Source organism: Nocardioides sp. SR21 (genome assembly GCF_022761125.1).
Classification (GTDB): domain Bacteria; phylum Actinomycetota; class Actinomycetes; order Propionibacteriales; family Nocardioidaceae; genus Nocardioides.
Genome location: NZ_JAKWJR010000003.1, coordinates 126,632 through 146,781, shown reverse-complemented (window position 1 = coordinate 146,781; position 20,150 = coordinate 126,632). Strand labels below are relative to the sequence as shown.

Annotated in this window: 21 protein-coding genes; 10 read left to right on the top strand and 11 right to left on the bottom strand. The window is 70.9% G+C overall.

The window, feature by feature from the left end:
- Nucleotides 1-4: 4 nt before the first annotated feature.
- The 4 genes from fadD8 to MJ604_RS06705 are packed head-to-tail and all read right to left on the bottom strand — an operon-like array spanning nucleotide 5 to nucleotide 4,154.
- A complete protein-coding gene (gene fadD8, locus MJ604_RS06720) occupies nucleotides 5-1,609 on the bottom strand; it encodes a fatty-acid--CoA ligase FadD8 (RefSeq protein WP_243057549.1) in 1,605 nt (534 codons plus the stop codon).
- Between the two features lie 22 nt (nucleotides 1,610-1,631).
- Nucleotides 1,632-2,381: an NAD(P)-binding domain-containing protein gene (locus tag MJ604_RS06715; protein WP_243057548.1), complete on the bottom strand. Its 750-nt coding sequence runs from the start codon at nucleotides 2,379-2,381 to the stop codon at nucleotides 1,632-1,634.
- Nucleotides 2,382-2,402: 21 nt separating this feature from the next.
- A complete protein-coding gene (locus tag MJ604_RS06710; RefSeq protein WP_243057547.1) occupies nucleotides 2,403-3,065 on the bottom strand; it encodes a sortase domain-bontaining protein in 663 nt (220 codons plus the stop codon).
- Nucleotides 3,066-3,110: 45 nt separating this feature from the next.
- The gene (locus MJ604_RS06705; protein ID WP_243057546.1) at nucleotides 3,111-4,154 is read right to left on the bottom strand and encodes an LLM class F420-dependent oxidoreductase; all 1,044 of its coding nucleotides are present in this window, start codon (nucleotides 4,152-4,154) and stop codon (nucleotides 3,111-3,113) included.
- Between the two features lie 81 nt (nucleotides 4,155-4,235).
- Between MJ604_RS06705 and MJ604_RS06700 the strand changes: the two genes are divergently transcribed.
- Genes MJ604_RS06700 through MJ604_RS06685 form a run of 4 tightly spaced genes read left to right on the top strand, consistent with a single transcriptional unit; the run spans nucleotide 4,236 to nucleotide 8,085 of the window.
- The gene (locus tag MJ604_RS06700; RefSeq protein ID WP_243057545.1) at nucleotides 4,236-5,189 is read left to right on the top strand and encodes a Zn-ribbon domain-containing OB-fold protein; all 954 of its coding nucleotides are present in this window, start codon (nucleotides 4,236-4,238) and stop codon (nucleotides 5,187-5,189) included.
- A 25-nt stretch (nucleotides 5,190-5,214) separates the two neighbouring features.
- Nucleotides 5,215-6,267, top strand: a complete 1,053-nt coding sequence (locus MJ604_RS06695; protein WP_243057544.1) for a thiolase domain-containing protein — start codon at nucleotides 5,215-5,217, stop codon at nucleotides 6,265-6,267.
- Nucleotides 6,267-7,433 (top strand): thiolase domain-containing protein, encoded by a 1,167-nt coding sequence (locus tag MJ604_RS06690; RefSeq protein WP_243057543.1) that lies wholly within the window; start codon nucleotides 6,267-6,269, stop codon nucleotides 7,431-7,433. Before MJ604_RS06695 ends, MJ604_RS06690 begins: the two co-directional genes overlap by 1 nt.
- Before the next feature lie 4 nt (nucleotides 7,434-7,437).
- Nucleotides 7,438-8,085 carry a DUF402 domain-containing protein gene (locus tag MJ604_RS06685; protein ID WP_243057542.1) on the top strand — a complete coding sequence of 216 codons (648 nt, stop codon included), beginning with the start codon at nucleotides 7,438-7,440 and terminating at the stop codon, nucleotides 8,083-8,085.
- Here the strand turns inward: MJ604_RS06685 and MJ604_RS06680 are convergent.
- A complete protein-coding gene (locus tag MJ604_RS06680) occupies nucleotides 8,055-8,594 on the bottom strand; it encodes a GNAT family N-acetyltransferase (protein ID WP_243057541.1) in 540 nt (179 codons plus the stop codon). The genes MJ604_RS06685 and MJ604_RS06680 overlap by 31 nt on opposite strands.
- Before the next feature lie 204 nt (nucleotides 8,595-8,798).
- Between MJ604_RS06680 and MJ604_RS06675 the strand changes: the two genes are divergently transcribed.
- Nucleotides 8,799-9,101, top strand: coding sequence for a helix-turn-helix transcriptional regulator (locus MJ604_RS06675; RefSeq protein ID WP_279235507.1), 303 nt, complete (start codon nucleotides 8,799-8,801; stop codon nucleotides 9,099-9,101).
- A gap of 67 nt (nucleotides 9,102-9,168) precedes the next feature.
- On the opposite strand, the gene MJ604_RS06670 is transcribed toward MJ604_RS06675, so the two are convergent.
- Genes MJ604_RS06670 through MJ604_RS06660 form a run of 3 tightly spaced genes read right to left on the bottom strand, consistent with a single transcriptional unit; the run spans nucleotide 9,169 to nucleotide 11,146 of the window.
- Nucleotides 9,169-9,927: a maleylpyruvate isomerase family mycothiol-dependent enzyme gene (locus tag MJ604_RS06670; protein WP_243057540.1), complete on the bottom strand. Its 759-nt coding sequence runs from the start codon at nucleotides 9,925-9,927 to the stop codon at nucleotides 9,169-9,171.
- A gap of 29 nt (nucleotides 9,928-9,956) precedes the next feature.
- Entirely contained in the window at nucleotides 9,957-10,559 is a 603-nt protein-coding gene (locus MJ604_RS06665; RefSeq protein ID WP_243057539.1) for a ClpP family protease, read from the bottom strand.
- The gene (locus MJ604_RS06660) at nucleotides 10,556-11,146 is read right to left on the bottom strand and encodes a ClpP family protease (protein WP_243057538.1); all 591 of its coding nucleotides are present in this window, start codon (nucleotides 11,144-11,146) and stop codon (nucleotides 10,556-10,558) included. Before MJ604_RS06660 ends, MJ604_RS06665 begins: the two co-directional genes overlap by 4 nt.
- A gap of 89 nt (nucleotides 11,147-11,235) precedes the next feature.
- On the opposite strand from MJ604_RS06660, the gene map reads away from it, so the two are divergent.
- A complete protein-coding gene (gene map, locus MJ604_RS06655; RefSeq protein ID WP_243057537.1) occupies nucleotides 11,236-12,003 on the top strand; it encodes a type I methionyl aminopeptidase in 768 nt (255 codons plus the stop codon).
- A gap of 13 nt (nucleotides 12,004-12,016) precedes the next feature.
- Here the strand turns inward: map and MJ604_RS06650 are convergent, their stop codons facing one another.
- Nucleotides 12,017-13,255, bottom strand: a complete 1,239-nt coding sequence (locus MJ604_RS06650) for a cytochrome P450 (protein ID WP_243057536.1) — start codon at nucleotides 13,253-13,255, stop codon at nucleotides 12,017-12,019.
- 109 nt (nucleotides 13,256-13,364) lie between these two features.
- Between MJ604_RS06650 and MJ604_RS06645 the strand changes: the two genes are divergently transcribed.
- Both MJ604_RS06645 and MJ604_RS06640 read left to right on the top strand, forming a co-directional pair.
- The gene (locus MJ604_RS06645; protein WP_243057535.1) at nucleotides 13,365-14,528 is read left to right on the top strand and encodes a steroid 3-ketoacyl-CoA thiolase; all 1,164 of its coding nucleotides are present in this window, start codon (nucleotides 13,365-13,367) and stop codon (nucleotides 14,526-14,528) included.
- A 36-nt stretch (nucleotides 14,529-14,564) separates the two neighbouring features.
- Nucleotides 14,565-16,811 carry a TIM-barrel domain-containing protein gene (locus MJ604_RS06640; RefSeq protein WP_243057534.1) on the top strand — a complete coding sequence of 749 codons (2,247 nt, stop codon included), beginning with the start codon at nucleotides 14,565-14,567 and terminating at the stop codon, nucleotides 16,809-16,811.
- Between the two features lie 8 nt (nucleotides 16,812-16,819).
- Here the strand turns inward: MJ604_RS06640 and MJ604_RS06635 are convergent, their stop codons facing one another.
- Together MJ604_RS06635 and MJ604_RS06630 are read right to left on the bottom strand one after the other, a co-directional pair.
- Complete coding sequence (locus MJ604_RS06635; RefSeq protein WP_243057533.1) at nucleotides 16,820-17,707, bottom strand: SDR family oxidoreductase; 888 nt, start codon at nucleotides 17,705-17,707, stop codon at nucleotides 16,820-16,822.
- Complete coding sequence (locus tag MJ604_RS06630) at nucleotides 17,704-18,453, bottom strand: SDR family oxidoreductase (RefSeq protein ID WP_243057532.1); 750 nt, start codon at nucleotides 18,451-18,453, stop codon at nucleotides 17,704-17,706. The genes MJ604_RS06635 and MJ604_RS06630 overlap by 4 nt, the downstream gene beginning before the upstream one ends.
- A 45-nt stretch (nucleotides 18,454-18,498) precedes the next feature.
- Here MJ604_RS06630 and MJ604_RS06625 point away from each other — a divergent pair, with 45 nt between their 5' ends.
- Complete coding sequence (locus MJ604_RS06625) at nucleotides 18,499-19,254, top strand: enoyl-CoA hydratase family protein (RefSeq protein ID WP_243057531.1); 756 nt, start codon at nucleotides 18,499-18,501, stop codon at nucleotides 19,252-19,254.
- Nucleotides 19,251-20,144 carry a CoA transferase subunit A gene (locus tag MJ604_RS06620; protein WP_243057530.1) on the top strand — a complete coding sequence of 298 codons (894 nt, stop codon included), beginning with the start codon at nucleotides 19,251-19,253 and terminating at the stop codon, nucleotides 20,142-20,144. The genes MJ604_RS06625 and MJ604_RS06620 overlap by 4 nt, the downstream gene beginning before the upstream one ends.
- Nucleotides 20,145-20,150 lie beyond the last annotated feature (6 nt).

Sequence of the window (20,150 nt, the reverse complement as noted above, 5' to 3'; positions counted from 1 at the left end):
TCAGTCAGCCGACGGCTCGGTCCCCGGTCCAGTACTGGGCGCGCAGCGCCTTCTTGTCGGGCTTGCCGAGCGCGGTGAGCAGGAGCGAGTCGGCGACGATGACCTGCTTGGGCGCCTGGACCGAGCCCTTGCGCTCCTTGACCATCTCCTGGATCTCCGTGGTCATGGTCGCGATCGCCGCCTCGTCGGAGGCCGCGTCAGAGCGCAGCACGACGATCGCGGTGACCGCCTCGCCGAACTTCTCGTGCGGGGTCCCGATCACGCCGACCTGGGCGACGGCCGGGTGCTCCGCGACGACGTCCTCGACCTCGCGCGGGAACACGTTGAAGCCGCCGGTGACGATCATGTCCTTGGTGCGGTCGACGATGAACCAGTAGCCGTCCTCGTCCTCGCGGGCGACGTCACCGGTGTGCATCCACCCGTCGCGGAACGTCTCGTTGGTCTCGTCGGGCAGGTTCCAGTAGCCGCCGGCCAGCAGCGGACCGGCCACGCAGATCTCGCCCGGCTCCCCCACCGGCACCGGCTTGCCGTCCTCGCCCAGCAGCGCCGTACGCAGGAACGCCGACGGGCGGCCGCACGACGACAGCCGCTGGTCGTCGTGGTCGCCCTTGCCGAGGTAGCTGATCACCATCGGCGCCTCGGACTGGCCGTAGTACTGCGCGAAGATCGGGCCGAAGCGGTCGATCGCCTCCTTGAGGCGCACCGGGTTGATCGCGGACGCGCCGTAGTAGACGGTCTCGAGCGACGACAGGTCGCGGGTGCGCGAGTCCGGGTGGTCCATCAGCGCGTAGAGCATCGACGGGACCAGCATCGTGGCCGTGATCCTCTGCTCCTCGATCGTCTTGAGCACCTCGGCCGGATCGAACTTCGAGAGCACGTAGAGGCAGCCGCCCTTGAGCACCGTGGGCACGAAGAACGCGGCGCCGGCGTGTGAGAGCGGCGTGCACATGAGGAAGCGCGGCGCCTCGGGCCACTCCCACTCCGACATCTGGATCTGGGTCATGGTGTTCATCGCGCGCGACGTACCGATGACGCCCTTGGGCTTGCCGGTCGTGCCGCCGGTGTAGGTGATCGAGACGATGTGGTCGGGCTCGAGGGTCACCGCACTCAGGGGCTGCGGGTCGAACGTCGCCGCCGCGGCGGTCAGGTCGAAGCCGACGTGGCTGAGCTCCTCCGGGACCGGCCCGATCGTCAGCACCTTCTCGAGCTTCGGGCACTTCTCGAGCAGCCCGAGAGCACGCTCGGTGAAGTACGGGTCGATGGTGATGCTGGTGATCTCGGCGTCGTTGATGACGTACGCGTGGTCGTCCAGCGAGCCCAGCGGGTGCAGCGACGTCCGCCGGTAGCCCTGCGTCTGGCCGGCGCCGAGGATGAACAGGACCTCGGGGCGGTTGAGCGCGAGCAGCGCCCCCGCCGTGCCGCGGCCGGCGCCGAGCGCCTCGAAGGCCTGGACGTACTGGCTCATCCGGTCGGCCGCCTGGCCGCCGGTGAGCGTGGTGTCGCCCAGGTACATGACGGGCTTGTCGCGGTGCCGCTTGAGCGCGGCGACCATCAGGTGTCCGTTGTGCGTCCCGGTGCGCATGTCTGTGTTCGCCTGAGCGTCGGTCATGCGAGCGAGACTAGAACGTGTTTCAGTTCTGGGCAACGGTGAGGCGCGCGAGGACCCCGTCGAGAGCGGCGGCGACCGGCGGCGCTCCCAGGTCCCGGGCGAACTGCTCGTTGAGCCCGCCCGGGGTCGCGACCTCGGTGATCAGCTCCCCGAAGTCGGGCGTGCCCCGGAGGGACTCGCTGGCGCCCACGAACGTCGCCCCGACGTAGCCCCGGGCGTCCTCGGGCGAGAGCCCCTTGCTCACCAGCCAGTCCGCGATCGCGCCCAGGTAGGCGAAGTGCGCGGCCACCGTGGCCGACGACGCGGTCAGCGCTTCGTACGTCGCGGCGTCGTCGACCGCGATCGCGCCGCCCAGCAGGTCGAACAGGGCGACCGCCTCGGGCGCCGGTGGGTACACGGGCGTGCGTCCGTCGCGTCCCGCGACCGCGGGGAGCGGTACCGCCCGCGCGACCGTCGTACCCGTCCACGAGCGCAGGTCCTCGAGGCCGACGCCGGCGACGACGCTGATCACGACGTGCCGGTCCGCGAAGTCGAGCGCCGTGAGCACGGCCTCGGCCTGGCCCGGCAGGACCGCGACGATCACGACGTCCGAGCCGTCGAGGACGGCCTGGTTGTCAGCGGCGACCGTGACGGTGGCGTACCGCGCCGCCAGCGCGTGGGCCGTTCCCGCACTCCGCGGGGAGAGCAGGACGTCGGGTGCGTCCTGGACGCAGAGGCCGTTCACGATGGCAGCAGCGATCGAGCCGACTCCCAGGACGCCGTAGGTGGTCACGGCGCAACTGTGACATCCGGGTCACCCCGCGTCGTACCAGGGGTTGCGCACCCGCTTCACGAGCACCCCGATCTTGTCGATGCGGTGCTCGGGGTTCCCGTACTGGTCGGTCCAGTAGTTCCCGGCCGCGTGGTCCTCGGGGGTCGCACAGGTCGACACGGTGATGAAGCCGCGCTTCGGCTCGCGGCCCGGGTAGCCGGGCACGGCCGCCCGCTGCTGGCGCAGGGACTTCGCCGAGCGGAACGAGACCCAGCGGGTGCGGGTCACCGTGTAGATGTAGCGGAACTTGCCGACGTCGACGGCGATCCGCGCGCCGACGTCGAGCGACGGCGTACGCCGGAAGATCCCGCCGTGCGACGTCCGGTGGCCGGTCACCTGGTAGTTGCCCTTGCCGCCCGGTCCGGTTCCGCCCCGCGGGCCGTGCGACGAGGCCGCGACGCCACGGTTCTGGATGCGGGTGCCGGGCCCGTCGTCGGTCCAGCCCCGGTAGGCGATCACCGGCACGCGGCGGATGCCGACGGCCGGGATGCTGAGCCGCGCGTCGCGCGGCTTGCCCTTGCTGAACTGGTGGGAGGCCTGGATGCCTTCGGGCGCCATGGCGTCCGCTGGAGCCAGCACCGCACCTGACAGGCCGACGGCCGCCGCGAGCACGGCCGCCCCGAGGAGCCGGGAGGGAGGGGTCATGGACCCGTCGTACCCTCCCGGCGAGGTTTCAGACGTCGGGGTCGCTCAGGCGAGGAGCTCGGCGACCGATCGGATCTCGTCCGCGGTCCGGCAGCTGAGCAGCAGCGTGGTCACGCCGGTCTCCTCCCACTGCGCGACCTTCTCCTTGACCTCGCTCGCGGTGCCGACGATGTGCATGTCGTCGACGAGCTCCTCGGGGATCAGCGCGGTGGCGCGGTCCTTCTCGCCGCTGAGGTAGAGCCTCTGCACCTCCTTGGCGAGGTCCTCGTAGCCCATCCGGACGAAGACCTGGTTGTGGAAGTTGGCCTCCGCCGCACCCATGCCACCCATGTAGAGGGAGACGAACGGCTTCATGAACTCGAGGACCTGCTTCTTCTCCTCCGCGTTGCTCACCACCTGGAGGTGGCACGTGGCGGCGATCTCGAAGTCCGCGCGAGTACGGCGCGCGCCGGGTCGCGCGAAGCCCTCGTCGAGCCACGGCTGGTACATGCCGGCCGACTTCGGCGTGTAGAAGATCGGGATCCAGCCGTCGGCGATCTCGGCGGTCTGCGCGACGTTCTTCGGCCCCTCGGCGCCGAGCCAGATCGGCACGTCCGCGCGCAACGGGTGCACGATCGGCTTGAGCGGCTTCCCCAGGCCGACGGAGTTCTCGCCGTGGAACGGCAGCGGGTAGTGCGGGCCGTCGTTGGTCACCTTGTCCTCGCGGGCGAGGACCTTGCGGATGATGTCGACGACCTCGCGGGTGCGGGCCAGCGGCTTGCCGAAGGGCTGGCCGTACCAGCCCTCGACGACCTGCGGACCGCTCACGCCCATGCCGAGGATGACCCGGCCGTTGGAGAGGTGGTCGAGCGTCAGCAGGTGCATCGCGATCGAGGTCGGCGTGCGGCCGGACATCTGCACGATCGAGGTGCCGAGCTTGATCCGGCTGGTGTCCTTGCCCCACCAGGCCAGCGGCGTGAAGGCGTCGCTCCCCCACGCCTCGGCGGTGAAGATCGCGTCGAAGCCGGCGTCCTCGGCGGCGGCCACGAGCTCGCCGACGCCCTGAGGGGGCTGCGCGCCCCAGTACCCGAGCTGCAGTCCGAGCTTCATCTCATCTCCTCTGGTGGGGTGCTTGCCGAATTTCGGTCAGTGAGCCTTGTCGAACTGTAGAACGTGTTCTAGTTTCAGACCATGACACGAACACTGTCAGCACCGGTCACCGTAGCGTTCGACTACACCCGATCGACCGGTCCGGTCATCGGTCGCTTCCTCACCGGGCTGCGCGACGGCCAGATCGTCGGCGGGCGCACCTCGGAGGGCAAGGTCGTCGTGCCGCCGCCGGAGTTCGACCCCGTGACGCACGAGGCGATCACGGACTTCGTCGACGTCGCGCCGGTCGGCACCGTCACGTCCTGGACGTGGGTGCCGGAGCCCGTGAAGGACCAGCCGTTCGACCGGCCGTTCGCGTTCGCGCTGATCCAGCTCGACGGTGCCGACGTACCGATGCTGCACGCGCTGGACGTCGCCTCACCCGACGAGGTCTCGACCGGGATGCGGGTGCAGGTGCGCTGGCGCGCCGAGCGGGTCGGCGCGATCACCGACATCGAGGCGTTCGAACCGGCGACCGACGCAGGTCCGACGGGCGTCGAGGCCCTCGGCACCAACCCGGTCACCGGCGTCGTCGTGCCCGTGTCCCTCGACTACCTGTACGCCGCTTCCCCCGAGGAGTCGGCGTTCTACCGCGGCCTGAACGAGGGCCGCATCCTCGGCCAGCGCTGCCCCACGTGCCAGAAGGTCTACGTGCCGCCGCGCAGCGCCTGCCCGGCGGACGGGACGCCGACCGCGGAGGAGGTCGAGGTCTCGCAGACCGGCACGATCACGACGTTCTGCGTGGTGAACGTGCCGTTCCTCGGCCAGAAGATCACGCCGCCGTACGTCTCGGCGTACGTGCTGCTCGACGGCGCCGACATCGCGGTCCTGCACCTGATCCTGGGTGTCCCGGCCGCCGAGGTCCGCATGGGCATGCGCGTGAAGGCGGTGTGGAAGCCGCGCGAGGAGTGGACGTACTCGCTGGAGAACATCGACCACTTCGAGCCGACCGGCGACCCGGACGCCGAGTACGACACCTACAAGCAGCACCTCTGAAGGGCCCCGAAATGGAGTGCGGAGTATGAGAGACGTTGCCGTCGTCGGGTTCGCCCAGCGACAGATGCCTGAGTTCGACGGGTCGCCGACCTGCGTGGAGCTGCTCGTGCCGCTCCTCGCCGAGTGCTACGAGCAGACCGGGTGGACCCGACGCGACGTCGGGTTCTGGTGCTCGGGCTCGAGCGACTACCTGGCCGGCCGGTCGTTCTCGTTCGTCCAGGCGGTCGACGCGATCGGCGTCATCCCGCCGGTCAACGAGTCGCACGTCGAGATGGACCTCGCGTGGGCGATGTACGAGGCGTGGATCAAGATCCAGACCGGTGAGGTCGACACCGCGCTCGTCTACGCGTTCGGCAAGTCATCGGCCGGCGTGCTGCGCCGCTCGCTGTCGCTCCAGCTGGAGCCGTACACGATGACGCCGCTCTGGCCGGACACCGTGTCGCTGGCCGCGCTCCAGGCGCGCGTCGGCATCGACGCGGGCGTGTGGGACAAGGCCGCGATGGCCGAGGTCGCCAACCGCTCGCTGACCGACGCGGAGAAGAACGAGTACTCGATCCGCAAGGGCGGCTCCTCGGTCGAGGAGCTGCTGGCCCGGCCGATGTACGCCGACCCGCTGCGCAAGCACGACTGCTCCCCCGTCACCGACGGCGCAGCCGCGATCGTGCTCGCCGCCGGCGACAAGGCCCGCGAGGTGCGTGAGAAGCCGGCGTGGATCAGCGGCCTGTCGCACTTCGTGGACCCGATGAGCATGGGCACCCGCGACCTGACCCGGTCGCCGTCCGCGGCCCGGGCTGCGGCCGGCGTCGACCTGTCCGGCGTCGAGGTGGCCGAGCTGCACGCGCCGTTCAGCCACCAGGAGCTGATCCTGCGTCGCGAGCTCGGCCTTGCCGACGACGTACGCATCAACCCGTCGGGCGGCGCGCTCACCAGCAACCCGATGTTCTCCGGCGGCGGCATCCGGATCGGCGAGGCGGCCGCCCGGATCTGGTCCGGCGAGATCTCCAAGGCGGTGGGTCACGCGACGTCCGGCCCGGCCCTGCAGCAGAACCTCCTGTGCACCCTGGAAGGACGCTCCTGATGAGCAAGCAGCCCGCCGCAGTGGTCGGCGTGGGTCAGACCCACCACCGGGCCAAGCGCGAGGACGTGTCGATGGCCGGCCTGTGCCGCGAGGCGATGGACCGCGCCCTCGCCGACGCCAACATGTCGCTCGACGACATCGACGCGATCGTCGTCGGCAAGGCGCCCGACCTGTTCGAGGGCGTGATGATGCCCGAGCTGTTCCTCGCCGAGGCGCTCGGTGCGGCCGGCAAGCCGCTGCTGCGCGTGCACACCGCCGGCTCTGTCGGCGGTTCGACCGCCATCGTGGCGTCGTCGCTCGTGCAGGCCGGCGTGCACAAGCGCGTGCTGACCGTCGCCTTCGAGAAGCAGTCGGAGTCGAACGCGATGTGGGCGCTGTCGGTGCCGCTGCCGTTCAACATGCCGGTGCACGCCGGCGCGGGCGGCTACTTCGCCCCGCACGTGCGGTCGTACATCCGTCGGTCCGAGGCACCCACGCACGTCGGCGCGATCGTCGCGGCGAAGGACCGGCAGAACGCACTGAAGAACCCCTACGCGCACCTGAAGAACCCGGACACCACCGTCGAGTCGGTGCTCGCGTCGCAGATGCTCTGGGACCCGATCCGCTACGACGAGACCTGCCCGTCCTCCGACGGCGCCTGCGCGCTCGTGATCGTCGACGAGGACACCGCTGCGGCCTCGCCGAACCCGGCCTGGATCCACGGCACCGTGATGCGCTCCGAGGCCACCACCGCGGCCGAGCGCGACCAGGTCAACCCGCAGGCGTCGCGCGACGCCGCCGCCGCGCTCTGGAAGCAGGCCGGCATCACCAGCCCGATCGACGAGATCGACGCGGCCGAGATCTACGTCCCGTTCTCGTGGTTCGAGCCGATGTGGCTCGAGTCCCTCGGCTTCGCCGAGGAGAACGGCGGCGGCTGGCGGCTCTCCGAGTCCGGCGCCACCGCGATGGACGGCCGGATGCCGGTCAACTGCTCGGGCGGCGTCCTCTCCTCCAACCCCATCGGTGCCTCGGGCATGCTCCGCTTCGGTGAGGCGGCGCTCCAGGTCCGCGGCGCTGCCGGCGAGCACCAGGTCGACGGCGCTCGCAAGGCGCTCGGCCACGCGTACGGCGGCGGATCGCAGTTCTTCGCGATGTGGGTCGTCGGGTCGGAGAAGCCGACCAACTAGGCCGATGCTCCGACCGTCGGGCGATCCGCCGTACTGGCCGGCCGGCACCGAGGTCGTCTGGCGCGAGGGCGCGGGCCCACTGGGCACGGGCCCGCTGGCCGTCGACGCGACACTCCCCCACTTCGCCTGCACCGTCACCGTCGTCCGGGACGACGCCGACGGGTTGGTCGCCTGGTTGCGCTGCGCGACTCCGGTGATGCGCGCAGCCCGGGCCGACGGCCGGGGCAAGCGAGACGATCCCGACACCTTGTTCACCACTCCGCTGGTCCAGGAGCACGGCACGCACGCCGTCAACGACCAGCTCCGCATCGCACCGACCGGCCAGCCGTGGTCGGTCTGGCTCCTCCTCGCCCAGGGTTCCGGCGACCTCGCCGGCTGGTACGTCAACCTCGAGCGTCCGCACGTCCGCGACGACCGCACCCTCTACACGAGCGACCACGTCCTCGATGTCGTCGTCAGCCCCGACCGCACCGTCGTACGCAAGGACGAGGACGAGCTGGAGCTCGCCGTCGCTCAAGGCGTCTTCACCCGCGAGCAGGCGGCCGCGATCGAGTCCGATGCCGCAGCGGTCGAGGCGCTCGTCGCGGACTGGGGTCCGCCGTTCTGCGACGGCTGGGAGACCTACGCCCACTCCCGCCTGAGCAGCCCGTAGACCCAGGAGTCGGACACCACGCCGTCGACGACGCAGTCCTCCCGGAGCGTCCCCTCCCTCACGAAGCCGAGCTTCTCCAGCACGCGCGCCGACGCCGCGTTGCGAGTGTCCACCTCGGACTGCACGCGGTTGAGGTCGAGCGTGGCGAACGCCCAGCCCAGCAACGCGCGCACCCCCTCGGTCGCGTACCCCTGTCCCCACGCGGCCTCGTTCAGGCAGTACCCCAGCGCCGCGCTCCGGAGGTCCGGGTTCCACCGGACCAGTGCGCACCAGCCCACGAACGCCCCGTCGCGCACCATCGCGACCCGCGCCCCGGTGCCCTCCTCCGCCAGCTGCCGGGTCGTCGCGAGGAACCGCTCGGCACGGCTGGGCTCCGCCCACGGCGGCGAGTCCCAGTAGCGCAGCACGCTCGCGCTGCTGTGCATCTCCCACAGGTCGTCGGCGTCCGCCTCGTGGAACGGGCGCAGCAGCAGGCGATCAGTCTCGAGCGTCGGGGTCGGCAAGGACATGGGTGCCATCGTGCACCGAGACGTGGTGCCGGCGCCCGTGACTTCCGGTCTACGAGGTCGGTCGGCTGCGGGGGTCTCGACAAGCTCGACCACCGGGGCGCAGGTGGGTACGAGACTCGCTTCGCTCGCGCCTCCACCACCGGACCCGTTCGCCGTGCGCGAACGGTCGGTGCGACGAGCGACGTACCGATCTAGTGTCGCCACATGGGTGAGCTGATCGCGTTCCCGAGGCCAGACGACCACAGGACGACCGAGCCGGAGCCGCTGTGGCGCGAAGCGGTCGGCCACGAGCTCCGGGAGGAGCGGAGCAGTGCCGGGCGGACGCTCGCCGACGTCGCGCAGGACGCGGGGGTGTCGACGCAGTACCTCTCGGAGATCGAGCGGGGACGCAAGGAGCCGAGCTCGGAGGTGCTGCAGGCCGTCGCCGGCGCGCTGGACCTCCGGCTGGTCGACCTCACGATCCGCGTCAGCAAGCGACTGCGGGGGCCGGTCGCGCTCGCGGCCTGATCTCGATACGCCCGTAGCGGCCTCGTTCCTCGGCCGCGGGGCTACTCGATCCAGCGCGTGCTTCTCCCTAGTAGCCCGGGAACACCCGGCGCAGGTCGTCGACCGAGACGTTCCCCGAGACCTCGTCGGCGTCACGCAGCCGACCGCTGAGCGCGCGCACCGTCGCGCCCGCGGGGCCGGACAGGGTGGCCGTGGCGTCCGGCAGCGACGACGTCACGGACACCGCACCGTCGATCACGATGCCGCCACCCGGCACGGCCAGCCGCACGGGCTCCGCGACCTGGTCCGGCTTGGCGGCGAAGCCGAGCAGGAACGCCAGCGGCCCCTCGAAGAGCTCCACCAGCACCTCCGCGGACGACGTCAACACCTCCGCCGACGGGTCCAGGCCCACCCGCACGTCCCACGAGTGGTTGGCCACCTCGTTGAGCCGCATCGCGACGGGAACGAGCACCGGCACCGGGTTCGGCAGGAAGCCGAGGTCCACGACGAGCGACGCCTTCTGCTCGTCCGACAGACCGCCGACCGTCGCGAGGTACGCCGCGTCGTGCTCCACGAACGCAGCGGCCTGCTCGGCCGGGGTCGCGCCGTCCCAGCGCGCCCAGATCTCCTCGTTCGACTCATCGGCCACCGACTCGCCCGCCGCCTGGGCGATCGACCGGCGACCGATCTCGGCGCCACTGCCGAGGTGGGACAGCGCAGCCGCCACCGTCCACTCCGAGGCGCCGCTCGGCGACGTCAGCTGGGACTCGGACAGAGGTTGGAGCGCCGCGAGGGTGTCGTGCTCGGTGCGGAGGGCGGCCAGGGCGCGGTCGACGAGTGAGGTCATGACAGCGCCAACCGCTCAGGCGTCCCCGTTCATTCCGGGGAGACCTTCCGCGAGTCCAGCACCGAGTCCACGATCCCGTACGACACCGCCTCGGCCGCGGTCATGATCAGGTCCCGGTCGGTGTCCTCGCGCAACCGCTCGACCGACTGCCCGGTGTGCAGCGACAGGATCGCCTCCATCTCGGCGCGGATCCGCGCGATCTCCTTGGCCTGTACGGCGAGGTCGGGCAGGGTGCCCTGTCCCCCGCCGGACGGCTGGTGCAGGACCACGCGCGCGTGCGGGAGCACGGTCCGCAGCCCGGGCGCCCCGGCGGCCAGGAGCACCGCCGCCGAGGAACCCGCCTGTCCCACGCACGTCGTCGCGACCGACGACCGGATGAACTGCATGGTGTCGTAGATCGCGAGCATCGCGGTGACCGAGCCACCGGGCGAGTTGAGGTACAGGTTGATGGGCGTGTCCGGGCTCTCGCTCTCGAGGTGCAGCAGCTGCGCGATCACGACGTTCGCGACGCCGTCGTCGATCTCGGTGCCGACGTACACGATGCGGTCGGTCAGCAGCCGGCTGTAGATGTCGACGGCACGCTCCCCCCGGTGCGTCTTCTCCACCACGCTCGGGATCGTGTAGCTGCTCATCGCGCCACCCCGAACGTCGCGGCCGGCCGGACCGGGGACGGCAGGTCGTCCAGCACCTTGTCGACGAACCCGTACGCCAGCGCCTCCTCGGCCGTGAACCACCGGTCACGGAGCGAGTCACGGGTGACGGTCTCGAGCGGCTGGCCGGTGTGCTCGGAGATCAGCCCGAGCAGCACGCCCTTGGTGTGCTCGAGGTTCTCGGCCTGGATCTCGATGTCGATCGCCGTGCCGCCCAACCCGGCGGATCCCTGGTGCATCAGCACCCGGGAGTGCGGCAGCGCGTAGCGCTTGCCGGGCGTCCCGCCCGAGAGCAGGAACTGGCCCATGCTCGCCGCCAACCCCATCGCCAGCGTGCTGACGTCGTTGGGGATCAGCCGCATGGTGTCGTAGATGGCGAGTCCCGCGCTGACCGAGCCGCCGGGCGAGTTGATGTAGAGGCTGATGTCGCGGTGCGGGTCCTCGGCCGAGAGCAGGAGGAGCTCGGCGCAGAGTCGGTTCGCGATCGGGTCGTCGACCGGCTCCCCGAGCACCAGGATGCGCTGGTGCATGAGCCGGGTGGCCAGCTGTTCGTCGTGTGTTCGGGTCATGCAGCCAGCGTCGGCCGCCGTACGCCGGCACGGAAGCGAATCCGCCCCGAGCAGATAAGCCCACAGCAGAGGACCGTAGGCTCGCACCCATGATCGAGCTCCGCACCCCGGCCCAGATCGAGCAGATGCGACCCGCCGGCCGCTTCGTCGCCGACGTCATCACCGCGCTCTCGGAGGCCGCGGACGTCGGGGTGAACCTGCTCGAGCTCGACGAGATCGCGCACCAGATGATCCGCGACCGCGGCGCCGAGTCCTGCTACATCGACTACCACCCGTCGTTCGGTGCCTCGCCGTTCGGCAAGGTCCTCTGCACCTCCGTGAACGACGCGGTGCTGCACGGACTCCCCCACGACTACGTGCTCCAGGACGGCGACCTGCTCAGCGTCGACTTCGCCGCGAGCGTCGACGGCTGGGTCGCGGACTCCGCGCTCAGCGTCGTGGTCGGTACGCCGCGCCAGGAGGACCTCGACCTCATCGCTACCGCCGGACGCGCGCTCGACGCCGGCATCGAGGCGGCCCGGGTGGGCAACCAGCTCGGCGACATCTCGGCCGCGATCGGCAACGTCGCGCGCGCAGCGGGCCTCGGCATCAACCTGCAGTTCGGCGGCCACGGCGTCGGCCGCACGATGCACGGCGAGCCGCACGTTCCCAACGACGGCCGCCCGCACCGCGGCCTCAAGCTCAAGGCCGGCCTGGTGATCGCCATCGAGCCGTGGTTCCTGCACACGACCGACGAGATCTACACCGACGCCGACGGCTGGACCCTCCGCAGCAAGGACGGGTCGCGCGGTGCACACATGGAGCACACCGTGGCGATCACCGCGGACGGCCCCCTGGTGCTGACCGCCCGCGGTTGAGCCCGAGGGCGATCTAGGCGTACTTGACCTGGAGGTCCTTGAGGCCGTTGATCCAGGAGTGCCGCAGCCGGGTCGGCTCGGCCAGCTTGGTGATGTCCGGCGCGTGGTCGGCCAGCGCGTCGAAGATCACCCGGATCTCCTGGCGCGCCAGGTTGGCGCCCAGGCAGTAGTGGGCGCCGTGCCCACCGAAGCCGAGCTGCGGGTTCGGGTCGCGCAGGATGTTGAACGTGAAGGGATCCTCGAAGACGGACTCGTCGAAGTTCGCGCTGGCGTAGAACAGCGCCGCCCGCTCGCCCTTCTTGAACGTGTGGCCGCTGACCTCGACCTCGTTGAGCGCGGTGCGCTGGAAGACGGTGACCGGGGTCCCCCACCGGACGACCTCGTCGACCATCGTCGCCGGGCGGTCACGCTTCCAGATCTCCCACTGCTCCGGGTTGTCGAGGAAGGCGTTCATCCCGTGCGAGATCGCGTTGCGCGTGGTCTCGTTGCCCGCCACGGCGAGCAGGATCACGAAGTAGCCGAACTCGTCCTCGGTCAGGCCGCGCTCGCCCTTGTGGGCGTTGATGAGCTTGGTGATCAGGTCGTCCTGCGGGTTCGCCCGGCGGTCCGCGGCGAGCGTCATCGCGTAGCCGAGGATCTCGGCCGCCGCGACGTCCTGGTTGCCGGCGTAGTCGGGGTCCTCCCCCGCGAGCATCTGGTTGGACCACTCGAACAGCTTGTGTCGGTCGTCCTGCGGGACGCCGATCAGGTCGGCGATGGCCTGCAGCGGGAGCTCGGCGGCGATCTCCTCGACGAAGTTGCCGGTGCCCCGCTTCGCGGCGTCCTGGACGATCTGGTTGCCCCGCCGGACCATCGTCTCCTCGAGCTCGGCGATCGAGCGCGGCGTGAAGCCCCGGGAGATGATGCCGCGGGTGGTCGCGTGCTCCGGCGGGTCCTGGTTGATCAGGATGACGCGCTGGAGCTCGATCTGCTCGCGCAGCATCTCGCTCGGGAACCGGATGATCGCGCCGTTCTCCGCCGTCGACCAGTTCTTGCTGTCCTTGGAGATCGCGGCGACGTCCTCGTGCCGGGTGATGGCGTAGTAGCCGCCCTGTCCCTCCGGAGCGAAGCCGGACGTCCACGTCGGCGCCTGGTCGATCCAGAGGATCGGGGAGTTCTGGCGCGCGAGGCGGAACTCGTCGTGCGGGATCGCCCGGTGATTCACGTCCGGGTCGGTGAAGTCGAATCCGGTCGGCAGGACGGTTGCGGTCACTGGGACTCCTCGCGATCGAGAGTGGAACACGTTCTAGTGACAGAGGATACATACCGATGGTACGGAGTCAAAGGTTGTCGCCGACAAGAACGTGTTCTAGTTTTGGAGCATGGGTACTCCGGTCATCATCGACGCCGTCCGCACTCCCCTCGGCAAGCGCAAGGGCTGGCTGGCCGGAGTCCATCCGGCCGTGCTCATCGGCCAGGCGATGAACGAGGTCCTCACCCGCGCCGGGATCGACTCCGACCTGGTCGACCAGGTGGTCGCCGGCTGCGTCACCCAGGCCGGCGAGCAGTCCAACGGCATGGTGCGGCGCGCGTGGCTGCACGCGGGCCTCGCCCAGCACACCGCCGGGACGATGGTCGACGCGCAGTGCGGCTCCGGCCAGCAGGCGGCGCACCTCGTGCACGACATGGTCGCCGCGGGCAGCATCGACATCGGGATCGCGGCGGGGGTCGAGGCGATGTCGCGCATCGGCCTGGGGGCGAACGTCCCCGCCGGCACCGGCGACCCGCGGCCCGACGACTGGTCGATCGACATGCCCAACCAGTTCGAGGCGGCCGACCGGATCGCCCGCAACCGGGGCCTGACCCGCGCCGACCTGGACGCGTTCGGCCTCGCGTCGCAGCAGAAGGCGCGCGTCGCCGTGGACGAGGGCCGGTTCAAGCGCGAGATCTTCGCCCTCGAGGCGCCGGTGCTCGGCGAGGACGGTACGCCGACCGGCGAGACGCGGACGGTCGACGCCGACCAGGGCCTGCGCGAGACCACGCTCGAGGGCCTCGCCGGGCTGCGGACCGTGCTGCCCGACGGCCTGCACACCGCCGGCACGTCCTCGCAGATCAGCGACGGCGCGTCCGCCGTCCTGATCATGGACGAGGACCGGGCCCGCGCCCTCGGCCTCACCCCGCGCGCCCGGATCAAGACCCACTGCCTGGTCGGATCCGACCCGTACTACCACCTCGACGGACCCATCGACGCGACCCAGCGCGTGCTCGACCGCACCGGCATGGCGATCTCGGACTTCGACCTGTTCGAGGTCAACGAGGCGTTCGCCTCGGTCGTGCTCTCGTGGGCCGGTCAGCACCGCGTCGACCTGGACAAGGTCAACGTCAACGGCGGCGCGATCGCGCTCGGCCACCCGGTCGGCTCGACCGGCACCCGGCTGATCACGACCGCCCTGCACGAGCTGGAGCGCCGGGACGCCACGACCGCGCTGATCTCGATGTGCGCCGGCGGGGCGATGGCGACCGGGACCGTGATCGAGAGGATTTAACCGACGGGGTCCGTCCGTAGGACGTACCCTGTCGTCGTGTCCCGCATCACAGCCGCCCTGGCCGCCTCGGCCCTCGGGCTCACCCTCGTCCCGCTCACGTACGCCGGCCCGGCCGGCGCCGCACCCGAGCGCGCCGACGACCCGCTGGTCGTCGACGCCGGCGGCGCGCGCGTGGTCGTCGAGCAGAGCCCGTTCCGCCTGAGCGTCACCGACGGCGCCGGGAACACCGTGCTGCGCGAGGTCGCGCACGCCGCCGAGGACACGATCCCCGAACCGGCGACGACCGACCCCGTCGGGACGGGCCTGGACAACCAGGACACGACGACGCTGTACTCGCCGCTGTCCTTCATGGTCGGCGAGGAGCACCTCGAGCAGTACCCCGACTCCGAGTGGATCGCGAACCTGCGCAGCGGCACGCGGAGCGGCACGTGGTACTCCGCCCAGGACGTCGAGGAGGTCGATCACGACGGCGACGTCCTGGTGCTCACGCTCTCCACCAACGACCCGAGCGGCCGGGAGCTCGTGGTGCGGATCGGCGCGAAGGGCGAGGACGCCGTACGCGTCCAGGTCGAAGCCGTGCCCACCGACGGCGTCGCGATGCTCGGCGACTCGTTCGAGACCTCGGACGTCCCGGGCGAGGAGGACGGCTTCTTCGGCTTCGGCGGCCGGCACGACCGCCTCGACCAGCGCGGCCGGGTGCTGTCGAGCTTCGTGAACCAGCAGAACTTCGCGAGCGAGAGCACCACGCCGGGCGAGCCGAACATGTACCCGAACGGGCCGGCCGGGGCGTTCTACCCGCAGGCGATGTTCTGGACCACGAGGTACGGCTTCCTGCTCCCCCAGCCCGAGCTCGCCCGCTTCAAGCTCGCCGTCGACCGCACGGACGCCTGGAACGTCACGGCGTCGGCGTCCCACCTCGACTACATCGTGGCCCCCGGCGGACCGCGCAGGTCCGCGGCGACGCTGACCGAGATGACCGGCCGGCACTCGATGCCGCCGCGGTGGGCACTCGGCCCGATGATCGACCGGCTGGTCCGCAACCGGCTCGAGACGGTCGAGAACTACGAGATGATGCTGCGTCTCGACCTGGCCAACATCGACGCCTACAAGATGCCGCTGACGGCGTACCGGATCGAGGGCTCGGGCTTCCCCGGCACGCCGAACAACTACGGCATGGAGCTGCACACCTGGGTCCGGCCCAAGCCGCAGGCGACGATGATCCGCGAGCTCCGCAAGCGCGGGATCCACCCTCTGTCGTACCTCCGCCCGTGGCTCAGCGTGGACACCGCCCCGGTCAAGGCCGGGTACGCCGTCACCCACGCGAACGGCGAGCCCTACTACGTCACCGGGACCGACGACCGCCGCTTCGCGCTCATCGACTTCACGAACCCCGAGGCCGTCGCGTTCTGGCAGAAGATGGTCCGCAAGACCCTCGACCTCGGCTTCGACGGCTTCATGTCGGACTACGGCGAGCAGGTCCTCTTCGACATGCACTTCGCGGACGGCACCACCGGCGTGACGCGGCACAACGAGTACCTCACGCTGATGGCCAAGGCCACCCGCCAGGAGCTCGACCGGTACCACCGCGCGCACCCGAAGCGGCACCCGTGGTTCTTCACGCGCGCCGGCTACAGCGGCCTGCCCGGCACCGCGAAGTACGAGTACTCGAACTTCCCCGGCGACGAGACCACCGACTGGGACCGCGCCTCGGGCCTGGCCTCGCTCACCACCGACATGCTCAACCGCGGGGTCGGCGGCGCCTACGGCTTCGCCACCGACATCGGCGGCTACTTCGACTACACGACCGGCCAGACGACCAAGGAGCTGTTCATCCGCTGGGCCGAGTGGGCGGCGCTGAGCCCGATCTTCCGGCTGCACGGCAGCGGTCGCAACGGCACGCACATGCCGTGGTCGTACGACCCGCAGACGGTGCGCATCTACAAGCAGCTGTCCGAGCTGCACCTGCGCGCCCGGCCGCTGCTGACGAAGCTCTGGAAGAACGCCGAGAAGACCGGCGTCCCGGTCACGCGGCCGCTGTGGTGGCAGCACCCGGACGACCGCGAGGGCTGGGACCAGGACCAGGAGTGGCTGCTCGGGCCCGACCTGCTCGTCGCCCCGGTGGTCGAGAAGGGCGCGACCGCGCGCTCGGTCTACCTGCCCGAGGGCTGCTGGCAGCTGCACGGGTCCGGCGCGAAGCGCACGGGCGAGCGGAGCGTCACGGTGAAGGCGCCGCTCGGTCAGCTGCCGTGGTTCGGCCGCTGCGGCACCGAGCCGCTCGGCTGACCCCTGGGCTAGGCGCCGTACACCGGCTCCGGCGTCGGCGCGGCCGCGAGCAGGTCACGCAGCGCCGGCCCGACCTCGGCCGCCCCCCACCGGCGGCCGAGGTCGTTCGACGGGCCGTGCGCCCAGCCGTTCTCGACGGTGATCCTGCCGCCCTCGATCTCGATGACGCGGCCGGTGACGTCACCGGCCTCCTCGGACGCGAGCCAGGCGACGATCGGGGAGTTGTCCTCGGGCAGCGCCATCGCGGAGGTGTCGAAGGCGCCCTCGGTCATCCGGGTCTTGGCGACCGGGGCGATCGCGTTGACGGTGACGCCGTACCGGCCCATCTCCTGCGCCGCGACCAGCGTGAGGCCGGCGATCCCGGCCTTGGCTGCGGAGTAGGTCGCCTGGCCGACCGAGCCCTGGAGCCCGGCGCCGGACGAGGTGTTGATGACGCGGGCCGCGCGCTGACGGCCCTCCTTGGCCTCGGCCCGCCAGTAGGCGCCGGCGTGGCGCAGCGGCGCGAAGTGCCCCTTGAGGTGCACGCGGATCACCGCGTCCCACTCCTCCTCGGAGGTGTTCACCAGCATCCGGTCGCGGACGAAGCCGGCGTTGTTCACGAGGATGTCGAGGCCGCCGTACGTGTCGATCGCCTGCTGCACCATCGCGGCCGCCTGCTCGAAGTCGGCGACGTCGGCGGTGTTGACGACCGCCCGACCGCCGGCCGCCTCGATCTCGGCGACCACCGACTCGGCCGGAGTCTCTGCCGCGGAGTCTCTCTGGCCGGCGAGCGAGACGCCGAAGTCGTTCACGACCACGGCCGCGCCGTGCGAGGCGAGCTCGAGCGCGTGCGCGCGGCCGATGCCGCGGCCCGCGCCGGTGACGATCGCGACGCGACCCTCGAGGAGCTTGGTCATGTGAGTCCCTTCTGAACCAACAGGAAGGCGGGCGTCTCTCCCCCGCCGTGACAGGCGACGGTCGCGCCGGAGACGTACGACGCCAGGTCGCTCGCGAGGAACGCCGCGACGTTCCCCACCTCCTCCGGCCGCGCCATCCGGCCGATCGGGATGGTCCGCTCGATCGCGGCCACCGACGCGTCGTCGCCGTAGTGGTCGTCGGTCTGCTCGGTGCGGCAGAGCCCGACGTCGATCGCGTTCACGCGCACCTTCGGCGCCCACTCCATCGCCAGCGACGCGGTCAACGCGTCGAGGCCGGCCTTCGCGGCGCCGTACGCCGCGATCGTGGGGGCGGGCCGGTTGGCCGAGATGGAGGAGATGTTCACGATCGCGCCGCCGGTCTCCTGCTGCTGCATGACCGCGTTCGCGGCCTGCGAGCAGAGCAGCGGCGCGAGCAGGTTGAGCCCGACGATCTTGTCGTGGAAGCGCGGGGACGCGGTGGCGGCGTCGGCCGCGGGAGCGCCACCGGCGTTGTTGACCAGGACGTCCAGCCGGTCGAGCGAACCCACGAGTGCCTGCACCGCGTCCGGGTCGCGCACGTCGCAGACCCGGTGCGTCGTACCGGCCACGGGCTCGACGTCCGAGCGCGAGCAGGTCACGACCGTCGCGCCCGCGGCGAGCAGCGACCGGGTGATCCCGAGCCCGATGCCGCGCGTCCCGCCCGTGACGAGCGCGACGCGTCCGGAGAGGTCCACGGCGAGCGTCATACTGGTACCCTACCAAGCACTTGCTTGGTTCCGACAGGAGACACCATGCCGATCACTTCCGAACTGCGCCCGGACGGCATCCGGGTGGTGACGATGGCCGCGCCGCCGGTGAACGCGTTGACCGTCCAGGGCTGGTTCGACCTGGCGACGACACTCGACCAGGCCGGTCGCGACCCGGACACCAAGGTCGTCGTGCTGCGGGCCGAGGGCCGCGGGTTCAACGCGGGCGTCGACATCAAGGAGATGCAGAACACCACGGGCTTCGACGCCCTCATCGGCGCCAACAAGGGCTGCTTCGCGGCGTTCAAGGCGGTCTACGAGTGCGCGGTCCCGGTCGTCGCCGCGGTCAACGGCTTCTGCCTCGGCGGCGGCGTCGGGCTGGTCGGGAACGCCGACTGCGTGGTCGCCAGCGAGGACGCGTACTTCGGCGTCCCGGAGGTGAAGCAGGGCGCGCTCGGCGCGGCCACCCACATGGCGCGGCTCGTGCCGCAGCACATGATGCGCACGCTCTACTTCACCGCGCGCACCATCAAGGCCGCCGACCTCGTGCAGTTCGGCTCCGTCCTCGAGGTGGTCCCGCGCGACCAGCTCGACGACGCCGCGCTGAAGGTGGCCGGCGAGATCGCCGCGCACGACACCCGGGTGATCCGGGCCGCCAAGGAGTGCCTCAACGGCATCGACCCGATCGACGTGAACAAGAGCTACCGGTTCGAGCAGGGCTTCACGATGGAGCTCAACCTCGCCGGCGTGAGTGACGAGCTCCGAGACGAGTTCGCCGGGACGGAGAAGAGCAAGCAGTGAGCAAGGGACCACGCGACAAGCGGATGACGATCGACGAGGTCGTCGCCGAGCTGAAGGACGGGATGACGATCGGCATCGGCGGCTGGGGCCCGCGGCGCAAGCCGATGGCGCTGGTCCGGGCGATCCTCCGCTCCGACCTGAAGGACCTGACGATCGTCAGCTGGGGCGGCGCCGACGTCGGCCTGCTCGCCCGGGCGGGCAAGATCCGCAAGCTCGTCTACGCGTTCGTCAGCCTCGACTCGATCCCGCTCGAGCCGAACTTCCAGAAGGCCCGCCAGGAGGGCACGATCCCCGAGCTCGTCGAGCTGGACGAGGGCATGTTCCAGACCGGCCTCCAGGCCGCGGCGCAGCGCCTCCCGTTCCTGCCGATGCGCGCCGGGCTGGGCTCGGACGTGCTGGTCAACCAGCCGTGGATCAAGACCGTCACCAGCCCGTACGCCGGCCCGGACCACCAGCACGAGGAGCTGGTCGCCGTCCCCGCGCTGAACCTCGACGTGGCGCTGGTGCACCTGAACCGCGCCGACCAGCACGGCAACGCGACGTACCTCGGCCCCGACCCGTACTTCGACGACCTCTTCGCGATGGCCGCCGACCGCTGCTACGTGAGCGTCGAGCAGGTCGTCGACACCGCGGGCCTGACCGTCGACACCCCGGTCCAGCGGCTGCTCCTCAGCCGGATGATGGTCACCGGCGTGGTCGAGACGCCGAACGGCGCGCACTTCACGATGTGCTCCCCCGACTACGAGCGGGACGAGAGGTTCCAGCGGGCGTACGCCGCCGCCGCGGGCGGGACCGACGACGAGTGGGCCGCCTTCGAGGAGCGCTTCCTCAGCGGGGACGAAGCGTCGTACCAAGCCGCCGTCGCGGCGTTCGCCGAGGAGGCCAAGTGAGCGCGC

Bases quoted from the DNA above. Each gene is read 5' to 3' on its own strand.
- fadD8 (WP_243057549.1), bottom strand. From the start codon at position 1,609: ATGACCGACGCTCAGGCGAACACAGACATGCGCACCGGGACGCACAAC.
- MJ604_RS06710 (WP_243057547.1), bottom strand. From the start codon at position 3,065: ATGACCCCTCCCTCCCGGCTCCTCGGGGCGGCCGTGCTCGCGGCGGCC.
- MJ604_RS06705 (WP_243057546.1), bottom strand. From the start codon at position 4,154: ATGAAGCTCGGACTGCAGCTCGGGTACTGGGGCGCGCAGCCCCCTCAG.
- MJ604_RS06700 (WP_243057545.1), top strand. From the start codon at position 4,236: ATGACACGAACACTGTCAGCACCGGTCACCGTAGCGTTCGACTACACC.
- MJ604_RS06695 (WP_243057544.1), top strand. From the start codon at position 5,215: ATGAGAGACGTTGCCGTCGTCGGGTTCGCCCAGCGACAGATGCCTGAG.
- MJ604_RS06690 (WP_243057543.1), top strand. From the start codon at position 6,267: ATGAGCAAGCAGCCCGCCGCAGTGGTCGGCGTGGGTCAGACCCACCAC.
- MJ604_RS06685 (WP_243057542.1), top strand. From the start codon at position 7,438: ATGCTCCGACCGTCGGGCGATCCGCCGTACTGGCCGGCCGGCACCGAG.
- MJ604_RS06680 (WP_243057541.1), bottom strand. From the start codon at position 8,594: ATGTCCTTGCCGACCCCGACGCTCGAGACTGATCGCCTGCTGCTGCGC.
- MJ604_RS06675 (WP_279235507.1), top strand. From the start codon at position 8,799: ATGGGTGAGCTGATCGCGTTCCCGAGGCCAGACGACCACAGGACGACC.
- MJ604_RS06670 (WP_243057540.1), bottom strand. From the start codon at position 9,927: ATGACCTCACTCGTCGACCGCGCCCTGGCCGCCCTCCGCACCGAGCAC.
- MJ604_RS06665 (WP_243057539.1), bottom strand. From the start codon at position 10,559: ATGAGCAGCTACACGATCCCGAGCGTGGTGGAGAAGACGCACCGGGGG.
- MJ604_RS06660 (WP_243057538.1), bottom strand. From the start codon at position 11,146: ATGACCCGAACACACGACGAACAGCTGGCCACCCGGCTCATGCACCAG.
- map (WP_243057537.1), top strand. From the start codon at position 11,236: ATGATCGAGCTCCGCACCCCGGCCCAGATCGAGCAGATGCGACCCGCC.
- MJ604_RS06645 (WP_243057535.1), top strand. From the start codon at position 13,365: ATGGGTACTCCGGTCATCATCGACGCCGTCCGCACTCCCCTCGGCAAG.
- MJ604_RS06635 (WP_243057533.1), bottom strand. From the start codon at position 17,707: ATGACCAAGCTCCTCGAGGGTCGCGTCGCGATCGTCACCGGCGCGGGC.
- MJ604_RS06630 (WP_243057532.1), bottom strand. From the start codon at position 18,453: ATGACGCTCGCCGTGGACCTCTCCGGACGCGTCGCGCTCGTCACGGGC.
- MJ604_RS06625 (WP_243057531.1), top strand. From the start codon at position 18,499: ATGCCGATCACTTCCGAACTGCGCCCGGACGGCATCCGGGTGGTGACG.